General features: G+C 68.4%; 7 protein-coding genes and 1 riboswitch. All 7 genes read left to right on the plus strand.

Annotated features, from left to right (window positions below):
* Positions 1–226 precede the first annotated feature (226 nt).
* The 7 genes from ACWEFB_RS15815 (at position 227) to ACWEFB_RS15845 (ending at position 14610) form a co-directional block, all read left to right on the plus strand.
* Positions 227–7153, plus strand: coding sequence for a polymorphic toxin-type HINT domain-containing protein (locus ACWEFB_RS15815; protein ID WP_452285970.1), 6927 nt, complete (start codon positions 227–229; stop codon positions 7151–7153).
* 94 nt (positions 7154–7247) lie between these two features.
* Complete coding sequence (locus ACWEFB_RS15820; protein WP_452285972.1) at positions 7248–9326, plus strand: WD40 repeat domain-containing protein; 2079 nt, start codon at positions 7248–7250, stop codon at positions 9324–9326.
* Between the two features lie 188 nt (positions 9327–9514).
* On the plus strand, positions 9515–10195 hold the full coding sequence (gene rpe / locus ACWEFB_RS15825; protein WP_452285974.1) for a ribulose-phosphate 3-epimerase: 681 nt from the start codon (positions 9515–9517) through the stop codon (positions 10193–10195).
* On the plus strand, positions 10192–11154 hold the full coding sequence (locus ACWEFB_RS15830; RefSeq protein WP_452285976.1) for a GGDEF domain-containing response regulator: 963 nt from the start codon (positions 10192–10194) through the stop codon (positions 11152–11154). Before rpe ends, ACWEFB_RS15830 begins: the two co-directional genes overlap by 4 nt.
* A gap of 123 nt (positions 11155–11277) precedes the next feature.
* Positions 11278–11456, plus strand: a riboswitch (FMN riboswitch).
* A gap of 170 nt (positions 11457–11626) precedes the next feature.
* Positions 11627–12688 carry a bifunctional diaminohydroxyphosphoribosylaminopyrimidine deaminase/5-amino-6-(5-phosphoribosylamino)uracil reductase RibD gene (gene ribD, locus ACWEFB_RS15835; protein WP_452285978.1) on the plus strand — a complete coding sequence of 354 codons (1062 nt, stop codon included), beginning with the start codon at positions 11627–11629 and terminating at the stop codon, positions 12686–12688.
* A 3-nt stretch (positions 12689–12691) separates the two neighbouring features.
* Positions 12692–13297, plus strand: coding sequence for a riboflavin synthase (locus ACWEFB_RS15840; protein WP_326559427.1), 606 nt, complete (start codon positions 12692–12694; stop codon positions 13295–13297).
* Complete coding sequence (locus ACWEFB_RS15845) at positions 13294–14610, plus strand: bifunctional 3,4-dihydroxy-2-butanone-4-phosphate synthase/GTP cyclohydrolase II (protein ID WP_452285980.1); 1317 nt, start codon at positions 13294–13296, stop codon at positions 14608–14610. Before ACWEFB_RS15840 ends, ACWEFB_RS15845 begins: the two co-directional genes overlap by 4 nt.
* Positions 14611–14612: the final 2 nt, after the last annotated feature.

The raw sequence follows: 14612 nt of genomic DNA on the forward strand, positions 1-14612 counted from the left end.
GCCATCGTCGTCCCGGGCGGCGATGGGCAGTCAACCAGTCACACACCGCTCCTTACAAGACTCACTTCGTCATGAACAGTCCGACAAAGTGGACTGCGCAGGGCAACCGGCGCATTGATGCCAGTGACTTATTCAACTCTTGTGCGTGATGATCAACCGACGTACGGTGTTCCTCGCGCTGTCGCGCCCAAATCGACAGTCGTGACTTCCACGGGGGAGGCTTCCAGTGACACCTGGTCGATTCATGCTGCCCATACCGGCCCGCCGGCCGTTGTTCACCGGCGCCCGGCGCCGGGTGTTCACCGCGCGGAGCCGCCTCGTCCGACGCCTCTCGCCGCTGCTGGCGCTGGTCATGCTGCTCAGCGTGCTCACCCCGGTCCGGGCGCAGGCGGCACCCCCCACTGTGGACCTGCCCGAGCTGCAACAGGAACCCTCGGTTCCGATGCGGGACGTCCCCGCCCAGGCGGTCGTGCGCAAGGCCACCGCCCCGGTCAAGCCCAAACCGGTGACGTGGCCCGACGCCGCGACCGCCACCGCCGCGCTGCCGGCCGGCGGCACCGCACGGGTCGGGGACACCCCGGTCAAGGTGGGAATCCCCGCGCGGGCAACGGGCCGGGCGGCGACCGCCGCCGCAGGACCGGCACGGGTACGGGTCGAGGTGCAGGACCGGCCCCGCACCGAGCGGGCTGCCGTACGCGGTCTGCTCTTCGCCCTGCGCAGCGACGACGGTCGCGCCGGACGGGTCTCCGTGGAGGTGGACTACAGCGGGTTCAAGGAGGCGTACGGCGCCGACTGGTCCTCCCGGCTGCGCCTGGTCCAACTCCCCGAATGTGCCCTGACCACACCCGAACTGGCCGAGTGTCAGCAGCGTACGGTGCTGCCGACGCGCAACGACCAGAAGCTGGCGGCAGCCTCCGCCGAGATCGACCTGACCACCTCGGCCAACGCACGCGCCGCCGCCCCCTCGGCACTGGTCGCCCTCGCCGCCGGCTCCGCCGGCACCGGCGGCAGCTACGCCGCCACCTCGCTCGCCCCCAGCGGCTCCTGGAGCGCCGGCAGCTCCTCCGGTGACTTCTCCTGGTCGTACCCGATGGAACTGCCGCCCTCGGCCGGCGGCCCGGCGCCGCAGATCGGCCTCGGCTACTCCTCCGGCAGCATCGACGGCCGCATGGTCGCGACCAACAACCAGCCCTCCTGGATCGGCGACGGCTGGGACTACTCGCCCGGTTTCGTCGAGCGTCGCTACAAGGCGTGCGCCGAGGACATGGGCTCGGGCGCCAACAACACCGTCAAGACCGGCGACCAGTGCTGGGTGTCGGAGAACATCACCCTGTCGCTCAACGGCCGCAACAGCGAGCTGGTCCGCGACGACGCGACCGGCTCGTGGCGGATGTCCGAGGACGACGGTTCCCGGGTCGAGCGGCTGACCGGCGCGGTCAACGGCGACGACAACGGCGAGTACTGGCGGGTCACCACGACCGACGGCACCCAGTACTACTTCGGCCGCAACCGGCTGCCGAACTGGGCCACCGGCAACCCGGAGACGAGGTCGACCTGGACCGTCCCGATCTTCGGTAACCACGCCGGGGAACCGTGCCACACCAGCACCTTCGACACGTCATCGTGTCAGCAGGGCTGGCGGTGGAACCTCGACCACGTCGTCGACCCGCACGCCAACTCGATGGCGTACTACTACGTGCCGGAGGACAACTACTACGGCCGTAACATCAAGACCACCGGCGTCCAGTACGAGCGCGGCGGCTACCTCGACCGGATCGAGTACGGCCTGCGCAGCGGTACGGAGTACAGCAAGCCGGCGCTGTCCCGGGTCGTCTTCAACGTCGCCGAGCGCTGCCTGCCCGACGCCAACTTCGACTGCGCCGACAGCAAGTTCACCCAGGCGAACGCGTCCCGATGGCCGGACGTGCCGATCGACCAGAACTGCAAGGCCGGCGAGGCGTGCACGGACCGCTTCTCGCCCACGTTCTGGACCCGCAAGCGGCTGACCGCGATCACCACCCAGGTCCGCAGCGGCGCGTCCTACCAGGACGTCAACACCTGGAGCTTCACGCACCAGTTCCCGCCCACCGGGGACGGGACCGCGCAGGCGCTGTGGCTGTCCGGGATCACGCGTACCGGCAAGGTCGGCGGCGAGCTCAGCACCCCGGCGGTGACCTTCGTCGGCACCCTGATGCAGAACCGGGTGGACCGCAACGAGGGCGTACCGGCGATCACCCGGTACCGGATCGTCGAGATCAACACCGAGACCGGCTCCACCATCGGCATCGACTACTCGTCGCGCGAGTGCAGCGGCTGGCCGACCGTCGTGGTCCCCTCGCAGACGCACAACAACACCATGCGCTGCTACCCGATCTACTGGCAGCCCGAGGGGGAGACCCAACCGAAGCTCGACTGGTTCCACAAGTACGTGGCGACCCGGGTGGTCGAGCAGGACAGGTCCAGCAACGCACCGCAGGTGCCCAAGGAGACCCGCTACGACTACGTCGGCGACCCGGCCTGGGGCTACGACGACAGCGAGTTCACCAAGGCAGAGCACCGCACCTGGAGCCAGTGGCGCGGGTACGCGCGGGTGCGTACCCGGGTCGGGGCGGCACCGTTCCCGGTCTCGATGACCGAGACGCTGTTCTTCCGCGGCCTGCACGGCGACAAGCAGCCCACCGGCAGCCGCAGCGTCCAGGTTGTCGACTCCGAGGGCGGCTCGATCGACGACATCTCCGACTACCAGGGGATGAGCCGGGAGACGCTCTACTACTCGGGCGACGCCGGCACCCTCCAGTCGGCGACCCTGAACACCCCGTGGCGCAGCGCGTCGACCGCCACCCGAGCCCGGGCCGGCACCACCCCGCTGGTCGCGTACGTGACCCAGATGGCGTCGGTACGCTCCCGCTCGCTGCTCTCCGACGGGACCTGGCGGCGTACGGAGGTGCAGCACACCTTCGACGCGTACGGCATCCCGACCCAGACCAGCGACCTGGGTGACCTGGCCCGCAACGACGACAACAGCTGCACCCGGCACGAGTACGCCCGCAACACCACCGCGTGGATCCTCACCACGGTCAAGCGGATCGAGAAGGTCGCTGTCGCCTGTGCGACCACCCCGGCCCGTCCGGCCGACGTCGTCTCCGACACCCGGATGTACTACGACGGCTCGACCACCCACGGAACCGCTCCGACCAAGGGCGACGTGACCCAGGTCGAGGAGCTGATGGAGTGGCCGGCCGGCGGCCCCCGTTACAAGGTCACCTCGAAGTCCGTCTTCGACGACTACGGCCGCGTGACGGAGGCGTACGACGTCTACGGGAACAAGTCGACCACGGCCTACACCCCGGCCACGGACGCGCTGGTCAGCCAGGTCACCACGACCAACCCGAAGGGCCACCAGAACACGACCTACATGGAGCCGGCCTGGGGGGTCAACACCGCGACGGTCGACCCGAACGGTGCGCGTACCGATCTGGCGTACGACCCGATGGGCCGGCTGGTCTCGGTCTGGTTGCCCGGCCGGGCCAAGGCCGACTTCCCGACCACCCCGAACAGCCGCTTCACCTACCGGGTCGTACGCAACGCGCCGGTGGTCGTGACCACCGAGACGTTGAAGGAGGACGGCTCCTACCGGACCGGCTACGAGATCTACGACGGCACGATGCGGCTGCGCCAGACCCAGCAGCCGGCCTCGGGCGGCGGCCGGATCCTCACCGACACCTTCTACGACACCCGTGGCCTGGTCTGGAAGAAGAACGGGGCCTACCACAACGACGCGGCGCCCTCGGCGACGCTGGCCGACTACGTGGGTGACCAGTTCATCCCCAGCCAGTCGGTCACCCAGTACGACGGCATGGGCCGGCCGACCAACGAGATCTTCAACAGTTTCGGTGTGGAGAAGTGGAAGACGGTCACCAGCTACGGCGGCGACCGGGTCTTCGTCGACCCGCCCACCGGCGGAACCCCCACGACCACCATCACCGACGCCCTCGGCCGCACCACTGAGCTGTGGCAGCACAAGGGCACGACGCCGACCGGCGACCATGACACCACCAGGTACTCCTACGACCGGTTCGGCCGGCTCAACCAGGTCAGGGATCCGGCCGGCAACACCTGGAGTTACGGGTACGACCTGCGTGGCCGGATGGTGAGCAGTTCTGACCCTGACAGGGGAACCGCCACCACGAGGTACGACGATGGTGGCCGGATCGTGTCGACAACCAATGCCCGCAACAACACCATCGCGAACACCTACGACGAACTCGGCCGCCCCACCACGATGCGTTACGGCTCGGAGACCGGCACCATCGCCGCCTCCTGGACCTACGACACACTGAAGCTCGGGCTGCCCACCTCCTCGACCCGCTATGTGGGCACCAACGCATACGTCAGCGAGGTAACCGGGTACAACTTCCGTTACCAGCCGACCGGCACCAAGGTGACCATCCCCGCGAACGAGGGTGCGCTCGCCGGCACGTACAGCTTCGGCGCCAGCTACACCGCCGCCACCGGCCTGCCCAAGACGAACACCTATCCTAGCGGCGGCGGCCTGCCAAGCGAGGTCGTGACCTATGGGTACGACGGGTTGGACATGCCGGTCAGCGTCACCGGCCTGAGCCGCTACCTCCAGTCCACGACCTACTCCGTGTACGGCGAGCCGCTGCGACACACGCTCGGTGCGATCAACAAGGAGATCTTCCTCAGCTACCAGTATGAGGAGGGCTCCCGACGACTCAAGCAGGTCACCACCGACCGGATAACCGCGCCGACCAGGCTGGACGATGTCACGTACCGCTACGACGCGGCCGGCAACGTACTTCAGATCAAGAACGTCGAGCAGAACACCACCACGGACAACCAGTGCTTCAGCTACGACTACCTGCGCCGGATGACCAACGCCTGGACGGGTACGGACGACTGTGCCGCGGCTCCGTCGGCGGCCACGGTCGGTGGGCCGAACCCCTACTGGCACTCGTACACCTTCGACGCGGTCGGCAACCGGCTCTCCGAGACGCAGCACGACACGACCGGTAACCCCGTCAACAACGTCACCTCGAACTACAGCTACCCGGCTGCGGGTGCGGCCCAGCCGCACACGCTGCAGTCCGTGACGACCACCGGCCCGCCGACCGGTGGCCTGCCCGGCGGGCAGAGGTTGGACGAGTACGACTACGACGCCACCGGCAACACCACCAGCCGCAAGATCGGTGGCAACCAGCAGGTCCTCGAGTGGAACGCGGAGGGACGCCTGGGCAAGGTGACCGAGGGCACCAAGGTCACCGAATACCTTTACGACGCCTCCGGGAGCCGGTTGATCCGGCGGGACCCGACGACGGTCACGCTCTATCTCGGATCGACCGAGATGACGCTGAACAAGGCCACATCGGCCGTGATCGGGACCCGTTACTACGCCGGCGTCGGAGCGGTCCGCACCGGATCACAGGTCAGTTTCCTGCTGGCCGACCACCATGGAACCGCCCAGGCCAGCGTCGACGCGTCCACTCTCGCGCTGACCCGCCGCAAGTTCACCCCGTACGGGCAGGCGCGCGGTACGCAGCCGTCGGTGTGGCCGGGGCAGAAGGGTTTTGTCGGCGGCACGATCGACTCCTCGACCGGCCTCACCAGCCTGGGAGCGCGGGAGTACGACTCGACCACGGGTCGGTTCATCTCGGTCGACCCGGTCATCGACTTCAAAGACCCACAACAGATGCACGGGTACGCGTACTCGAACAACTCGCCGGCTACGTACACGGACCCGACAGGGCTCCGGATGTGTGTGGACGAGGACTGCGAGGTCACCTACAACCCGGTGACCAAGAAGACCTCGGGGACGGATCGCAACAAGACGCCGTCGGACGGGGCCAAGGCGCCGACCGGGCCGAGTCGGGAGGATGTTGACAAGGCGAAGAAGGTCAAGGAAAAGAAGATCCTTGACATCGTGATCGAGGCCGGCGGCCAGATTCTGCTCGAAGTCCTCGGCCTCAACGACATTCGCGACTGCGTGATGAAGGGCGACATCGGCGCCTGCGCGATGGCCGTGGTCGGGGCACTGCCCTGGGGCAAGATCTTCAAGGCGAAGAAGATCGGCGAGGCCATGGTTCGGGCCGGCAAGGCGGTGATGAACTGGTTCAGCGAGATGAAGTGGGCCCAGCGTGTCCTTGCCAAGGCTGACGAGGCGGCCGCCGCCGCGGCTCGCCAGACGGACGAGGTGGCGGATGCCGCCGCCACACAGGCTGACGAGGCGGGCGCGACCGCGGCCAGGCAGGGCGACGATGCGGCGGGAGCGGGCGATTCCTGCCCGGTTGGGAACAGCTTCACACCAGATACACCGGTGGTCATGGCAGACGGCTCGACCAAGCCGATCGAAAGCGTCGAACTCGGTGACGAGGTCCTCGCCACCGATCCCGAATCCGGCGTGACCGAGGCCCGTCCGGTCGTCGCGTTGATCGTCGGTGAGGGGTACAAGGACCTGGTCGAGGTCACGGTCGACACCGATGGAGACGCGGGCGACGCCTCGGGCACCGTGATCGCCACGGACGGGCACCCCTTCTGGGTCGAGAGTCTGGACGACTGGATCAAGGCGGCGGATCTCCAGCCGGGGCAGTGGCTCCAGACCTCGGCCGGTACCTGGGTCCAGGTCGACTCCGTTCGCCCCTTCACTCAGCAGCGCCGCGTGCACAACCTCACCGTGCAGGGCATCCACACGTACTACGTACTCGCGGCGACCACGCCGGTACTCGTACACAACTGTGGCGCCAAAGAATGGGAACCCAATCGGCCAGGCGTGCAGACCGAAGCCCAGGGCCCGCTTCCCGCGGATGCGGGGATCAAGCCAGGAGAAACGCTCCGGCAGGGCGAACATCATTACGTGGTCAAGCTGGACGGGTCACTCAGAGCGATGAAGGACTCGGACATGTTTGCCATTGATGGCAGCGCTGGGCACACGAGCCTGGCCGAGGGCAAGTCGGTCCTGATGGCGGGGACATTTCAGGTCAACGCAGCCGGTCAGATTACTGAATTCGGCAACTGGTCGGGTCACTACCAGCCCACTAACCTGCCCGGATACAGGTCGTTGGAGAGTATCGCACGGGCCGCCTTCGCAAGACACGGGCTCTCGCCGGGCAAGTGGGTGCTTGAGGAATTCGATTAGCCCGATGCCGGTAGGCTTCGAATGTCCGGGCGGGCAGCCCGGCGTCGGAAAGAGGGCTGCCCGCGGGGGTCGGGATTTTCGGTGAGGATGGCGGGTGGATTCGATCGAAGCCGGTGGGTCGGCTCTGGGGCGACCGGGGTTGGATGCCACTGACCGGCGTCAACTGCTCTATCTCGACGCCGTTCGCACAGGGGATGTCGACGCCGCGGAGCAACTCGCAAGCTCGGATGTGGGTCCCCCGCCATGGCAAGTGAAGTGGGCGAGTGCCACGGATCTTGATCCGCGACTGCACCTGAAGCTGCATGTCGGCCCCGTGCTGGCGATGACCTGGGGGGTGCACAGCCAGCGGCCGCTGATCGCGGTGTGCACGGGCGAGAATGATGAGTACGGCGGTGGTCCGCGCTATCGGTTGCGGGTATGGGATGTGCTGTCCGGCCACTCGCGTTCCCTGCCGTGCGCTGAGCCCTCGCGGTGCCTCTCGTTCGCCTTGATGGACGACGATGCGGTGCTCGTCTCGGGTCACGAGGAGGGGTGGTTGCGGATCTGGGGCGTCACGGACTCGTCGCTCCGGAGGGAGGTTGACACGGGCGACGATCACCTGGAGGAGTTGCACGTGGTGGAGTCCGGTCAGCGGACTCAGGTGGTGACCCGGGACGTGCGGGGGCGCGTCCAACGCTGGTCGCTGCACTCCGGCGAGCCGCTGGGGGTGATGGATACGCCGCCGACGTTTTCGATGTCTGCGGGACTGCTGGCCGACGGACGCCGTGTCCTGCTGACCGGAGGTGACGGCCTGTCGCTGTGGGACCTGGACGATGGTCGGCGGCTGCCTCTGCGGATACCGCAGGAGTTCAGCCGGGCGCGTGGTGTCGTGCTCTCCACGGTCGCTGGCCGGGATTGCGCGACGCTCGTCAGCGAGGTCAAGTCGGTCGCCACCTTCGATCTGGACACCGGTACACAGACGAGTGGCACCATCACCGCTCACGTCAACCGGCGCCCGGACGGGTTGATGCGAATGTGGAGTGCGCCAGACCCCCACGCGAGGCTTGCTGTGGTCTCGGGGACGCTGGCCGTACCCACCCGGTGGCGAATTCACCTGTGGAATCTGAACACGTCTCAGGAGGTGCGCCCTCCGCTGGCCGGGCCGGCCGGACAGTCCGTGGTCCAATCGGTCCGGTGGCAGGGCCGAGATCTCTTGCTCACCGGGTCCACCCATGACGGCGTGGTGGCCCTGTGGGACCTTGAGCAGCAGCCTGTCGTCCGCGCACCAGGGCACGACGAGCCGGTGAGTCGGGTCGTCTCGGTCGAGCCCGCCGACGTGGTGGTCAGCGCCGATCAGGGTGGCGCGATTATCGCACGCGACAGCGCGAGTGGTGGTTTGGTCGCCGCTCCACTCCAGACTGGGATCGAGGGCACGCAGGCGCTCGCCTCCTGGCTTGACGGTCGCGATCTCATCACGGCGACAGGCGCCGGTTCCGCCTATGTCAAAGATGGAAACCTGCGGCAATGGAACGTCAGCACCGGGGACCAGCACGCGCCGCCGATCCCCGCGCATCGTGCCTATCTGCACTGCATATCCCGGATACGGCTGCAACAGGGCGAGGCACTAGTCACGTTCGGTCCCGGGAAGATGCTCAAGATCTGGCGACTGCCCGATTGCAAGCTTGTCGCCGAGGTCGAGACCGAGGTTCTATCCAAGGTCACCGGGTTCGCGACCGGAGTTATTGACGGTAGGGCGTGGGTGGGCTTGTCCTCCTACAGTCAGCCGATGACACTGTATGCCCTGGACGATCTGACCGCGCCGCCGATTTTCATTCCCGAAGCGGGCAATGACGTGGTCCTCGATATCGTCGGTTCCCATGTCGTCGCCGCGCGCCCCGAGTACGAGCACACCGGGCTGAAGACGGTTCGTGTCTGGAAGATCTCTGGTGGCCGAATCGGACCTGATATCCATAACGCGGCAGAGATCACATCGGCGGCTGGACGGGCGTGGCCGGCGGTGTACATCGGCCGAGCGGACGGTAGCGTCGCACTGACCGATGTAGAGACGGGCCACGATCTCTGCCTTCCCATGTTGTTGCCGAGCAGGCCAAGCGTCCTTTCGGTTACCGCTGACGGAGACCTGGTCGTTGGGTTTGGAAGCGACGTCGCGCGCGTTCGTCCGCCAGTTCGTTGAGCGCCATGAGCGGATCCGAGGTGCCTCGTGTGAGAGTTCGACATCAGCGTCGAGCGGTGCGTGATGCCATAAGTTATCCCAACCTGCCCTATTTGCCAGATTTGCAGGTCTGGCTCTTGGGATTGTCGATCGTGGGACGGTGTGGTGGCCCGTGTCGTACGGGTGGCGTCCGTTCGTAGACTGGCGCCGTGACCGCACCGACGCCGATCATCGCGCCCAGCATCCTCGCCGCGGATTTCGCGCATCTCGCCGACGAGGCCAGGGTGGTCGAGTCCGCGGCCGACTGGCTGCACGTCGATGTGATGGACAACCACTTCGTACCCAACCTGACCATCGGGCTGCCGGTGGTGCAGAGCCTGCTCGCGGTCACCACGCTGCCGTTCGACGTGCACCTCATGATCGAGGACCCGAGGCGGTGGGCGCCGGCCTACGCCGATGCCGGGGCATACAACGTGACCTTCCACGCCGAGGCGTGCGACAACCCGGTGGCGCTGGCCAAGGACCTGCGTTCGGCGGGTGCGAAGGCGGGACTGGCGATCGACCGGGACACCCCGATCGAGCCGTACCTGGACCTGCTGCCGAGCTTCGACACCCTGCTGATCATGACGATCAAGGCGGGTTTCGGCGGTCAGCGGTTCATTCCCGAGCTACTGGACAAGGTCCGGGCGGCCCGCCGGCACGCGGACACCGGTCATCTCGAACTGCGGATCGAGGTCGACGGTGGGATCGCCGCCGACACCATCGAGCAGGCCGCGGCGGCCGGTGCGGACGCCTTCGTGGCCGGCACCGCCGTGTACGGCGCGGACGATCCGGCGGCGGCGATCGGCCACCTGCGCGGGCTGGCACAGCGGGCTGTGGCGCGGTCGTGAGCGTCGATCCGGTCGAGGAGCGCCAGGACGTGATCCTGGTGGTGGACGATGACGTCGACATTGCCCGTTTTGTGGAGTTCAATCTACGTCTGCACGGTTTCGACGTGCTGAAGGCCCGCGACGGCCAGGAAGCCCTCGAGATGATCGAGGAGCACCGCCCCGACCTCGCCGTGGTCGACCTGATGATGCCGCGGATCGACGGGCTCGAACTGACCCGCCGGTTGCGCGCCGACCCGATGACCTCCGCCCTGCCGGTGATCATGCTGACCGCCAAGGGCATGACCGTGGACAAGGTGCACGGCCTCACCGCCGGAGCCGACGACTACCTGGTCAAACCGTTCGACACCGCCGAGCTGATCGCCCGGGTCAGCTCCACCCTGCGCCGGAACAAGGAATTCCGGGAGGTCTCCCCGCTGACCGGCCTGCCCGGCAACAGCCGGGTCCGCCGGGAGATCACCGACCGGGTACGCAGCGGCGTCGACTACGCCGTCGGCTACGTCGACATCGACCGGTTCAAGAGCGTCAACGACCGGTACGGCTTCAGCCGGGGCGACGAGTTCATCAGCGCCCTCGCCCGGAGCCTGCACCGGGCGGTGGTCTCGGTCGGGTTGCCACCGGCGTTCCTCGGCCACATCGGCGGCGACGACTTCGTCATCGTCTGCGCCCCGGAGCAGGTACGCCCGATCACCGAGCGGGCGGTGGTCGACTTCGAGAAGACCGCCGACGAACTGTACGACCCCTCCGACGCCCAGCGCGGCTTCGTCGAGTTGAAGGACCGGCGGGGCAACGTGAAAAAGGCCCACCTGGTCACCCTCTCCATCGGGGTCTCCCTGTCGGTGCCCGAGCGGCGGTTCACCGACCCGCTCGAGGTGATCGCCGCAGCCTCGGAGATGAAGAGTCTGGCCAAGAACCAACCCGGCTCGTACGTGGCGGTCGATCGGCGCCGGGTCGAGGGCTGATCCGGGGACGCCGGAATATTCCCGCCTGATTGCGCGGGACGTGGTGATGATCAGCGCTGTGAACTAGGTCGCGTAGATGGCGATCGAGGCCCGAAACCGTGTAAGACTCACAACGTACCCACCACGCGCTGGCGGGACTCGGTGAAATTCCGAACCGGCGGTGATCCGCGGCCTCGGCCACGGTAAGCCCGCGACCCGATCGACCCTGTGTCGAGCGGTGGACCTGGTGAGAACCCAGGGCCGACGGTTGAGCGCGGGCTTCCCTGCCCGCACTCAGACAGTCCGGATGGGAGACAGCGCGCGGGACGGACAGGTCTCGGCCGGCACCCTCGGGCGCCCCGGTCCGGGACTCTGCCGGGGTCGGCTCTGCCGTCCCCGGGTTTCTCCGCCGCCGCCTGCGCCGGTCATGTGCCGGAATGCCTCCCACTCGTCGCGCGTTTGACCGACGAGCGAGGAGAGTAGGGCGCAGGACATGGTGAGCGTCTCCGCCGATGCGGCGATGCGTCGGGCGATCGAGCTGGCCGCCCGCGGCTTGGGCAGCACCAGCCCCAATCCGGTGGTCGGCTGCGTACTGCTCGACGCCGACGGCGAGTTGGTCGGCGAGGGCTTCCACGCTTACGCCGGCGGCCCGCACGCCGAGATCGTCGCGCTGGCTCAGGCCGGTGAGCGCGCCCGCGGCGGCACCGCCGTCGTCACCCTCGAACCCTGCGACCACACCGGCCGGACGGGGCCGTGCACCGGCGCGCTGATCCGGGCGGGGGTGGCCCGGGTGGTGATCGGGGTGGCGGATCCGAACCTGGTCGCCTCCGGTGGCGCGGAAACCCTGCGGGCCGCCGGTGTCGAGGTGGAGATCGGGGTACGGGCCGCCGAGGCCGAAGCCGGCAACATCGCCTGGCTGACCGCCGTACGCCGGGGCCGCCCGTACGTCATCTGGAAGTACGCCTCGACCCTCGACGGGCGCTCCGCCGCCGCCGACGGCACCAGCATGTGGATCACCTCCGAGGCCGCCCGGATGGACGTGCACGCCCTGCGCGGCACCGTGGACGCGGTGATCGCCGGGGTCGGCACGGTCATCGCCGACGACCCGCGACTGACCGCCCGGAACCTGCGCGACGGCAGCCTGGCCATCCGGCAGCCGCTGCGGGTGGTGGTGGACAGCTCCGGTCGTACCCCGGCGGATGCCCGCGTGCGCGACGGCGCCGCCCGCACCTGGGTGGTGACCACCGCGGACCTCGGCGCCAACAAGGACGACCGGGTCGACCTGGAGGCCCTGCTCGCCGAGCTGTACCGGCGCGGCGTCCGGGCCGCGCTGCTGGAGGGCGGACCGACCCTCGCCGGCGCCTTCCTCGCCCTCGGCCTGGTCGACAAGGTCATCGGCTACGTGGCGCCGAAGCTGCTCGGCGCCGGCCCGGCCGCGCTCGCCGACGCCGGCCCCCGCACCATCTCCGAGGTCATCGACCTCGATTTCGTCGACATCACGCAGGTCGGCCCCGACCTGCGGATCACCGCGCTGCCCCGGAAGAGGGAGGGCTGAGACATGTTCACCGGCATTGTCGAGGAACTGGGCGAGGTCGTGAAACTGACCGACACGGGTACGGACTCCGCGCTGATCGCGGTACGCGGCCCGGTCGTCACCTCGGACGCCAAGCACGGCGACTCGATCTCGGTCAACGGCGTCTGTCTGACCGTGGTGGACGTCGGTGGTGACGTGTTCACCGCCGACGTGATGGGGGAGACTCTGAACCGGTCCTCCCTCGGCGCGCTGCGCGCCGGCGACCCGGTCAACCTGGAACGGGCGGCGACGCTCGGCACCCGGCTCGGCGGGCACCTGGTCCAGGGCCACGTCGACGGGGTCGCCGAGATCATCGGCCGGGAACCGGCCGAGCAGTGGGAGACGGTCCGGTTCTCGTTGCCGGCCGGCATCGCGCGTTACGCGGTGGAGAAGGGCTCCATCACCGTCGACGGAGTGTCCCTGACCATCTCGGAGATCGGCGACGACACCTTCGCCGTCGGCCTGATCCCGACCACGCTCAAGCTCACCACGCTGGGGCACAAGAAGATCGGCGACCCGGTCAACCTCGAGGTGGACGTCGTCGCCAAGTACGTCGAGCGGCTACTCGGCACCGGAAAGGCCATGTCATGAGCGAGTCGAGCGTCATCGAATCGGATTTCGTGCAGACCGAGACCGAGGTCGACACCGAATCGGCACCGGACAGCGGCTCCGCCCCCGTCTTCGCCCCGATCGAGGAGGCGATCGCGCAGATCGCGGCCGGACGGCCGGTGGTCGTGGTCGACGACGCCGACCGGGAGAACGAGGGCGACCTGATCTTCGCGGCGGAGCTGGCCACCCCGGAACTGCTGGCCTTCACCGTCCGGTACACCTCGGGTTACATCTGCGCCCCGATCACCGAGCAGGAGGCCGACCGGCTCGAACTGCCGCCGATGTACCACACCAACCAGGACCGGCGGGGCACCGCGTACACGGTGACGGTGGACGCCCGCGAGGGTGTCACCACCGGCATCTCGGCCGCCGACCGGGCGCACACCATCCGGCTGCTCGCCGACCCGGCGACCCAGCCGACCGACCTGGCCCGACCGGGGCACGTGGTGCCGCTGCGGGCACGGGCCGGTGGGGTGCTGCGCCGGGCAGGACACACCGAGGCCGCGATCGACCTGACCCGGCTCGCCGGGCTGCGGCCCGCCGGTGTGCTCTGCGAACTGGTCAACGACGACGGCACCATGATGCGCCTGCCCGACCTGGAGAAGTTCAGCGCCGAGCACGGGCTGACCCTGATCAGCATCGCCGACCTGATCGCGTACCGGCGGCGGACCGAGAAGCAGGTCCACCAGGATGCCGAGGCGCAGCTACCCACCCCGTACGGGCTGTTCAAGGCGTTCGGCTACACGGTCGACAACGACGCAGCCGAGCACGTCGCGCTCGTCTACGGCGACCTCGCCGACGGGCAGGACGTACTGGTCCGGGTGCACTCCGAGTGCCTCACCGGGGACGTGTTCGGCTCCCTGCGCTGCGACTGCGGGCCGCAGTTGCAGGCCGCCCTGGCTCGGGTGGCGCAGGAGGGCCGCGGGGTGGTGCTCTACGTACGCGGGCACGAGGGGCGCGGCATCGGCCTGGTGCACAAGCTCCAGGCGTACCAGTTGCAGGACCAGGGCCGGGACACCGTCGACGCCAACCTGGACCTGGGCCTGCCGGCCGACGCCCGCGACTACGGCACCGGTGCGCAGATCCTCTACGACCTGGGCGTACGTTCCATGCGGCTGCTCACCAACAACCCGGCCAAGCGGGCCGGGCTGGAGGGTTACGGGCTGACCATCACCGGGCGGGAGGGCCTGCCGGTGCGGGCCACCCCGGAGAACGTCCGCTACCTGCGGACCAAGCGGGACCGGATGGGCCACCTGCTGGGTGAGCTCGACGGGATCACGGAAGGATCGGCGTAACG

This window comes from Micromonospora sp. NPDC004704 (assembly GCF_053601675.1).

What these genes read in the sequence shown, in the direction of transcription:
- ribD (WP_452285978.1), top strand. Translation starts at nt 11,627, where the DNA reads ATGGTGAGCGTCTCCGCCGATGCGGCGATGCGTCGGGCGATCGAGCTG.
- ACWEFB_RS15845 (WP_452285980.1), top strand. Translation starts at nt 13,294, where the DNA reads ATGAGCGAGTCGAGCGTCATCGAATCGGATTTCGTGCAGACCGAGACC.
- ACWEFB_RS15840 (WP_326559427.1), top strand. Translation starts at nt 12,692, where the DNA reads ATGTTCACCGGCATTGTCGAGGAACTGGGCGAGGTCGTGAAACTGACC.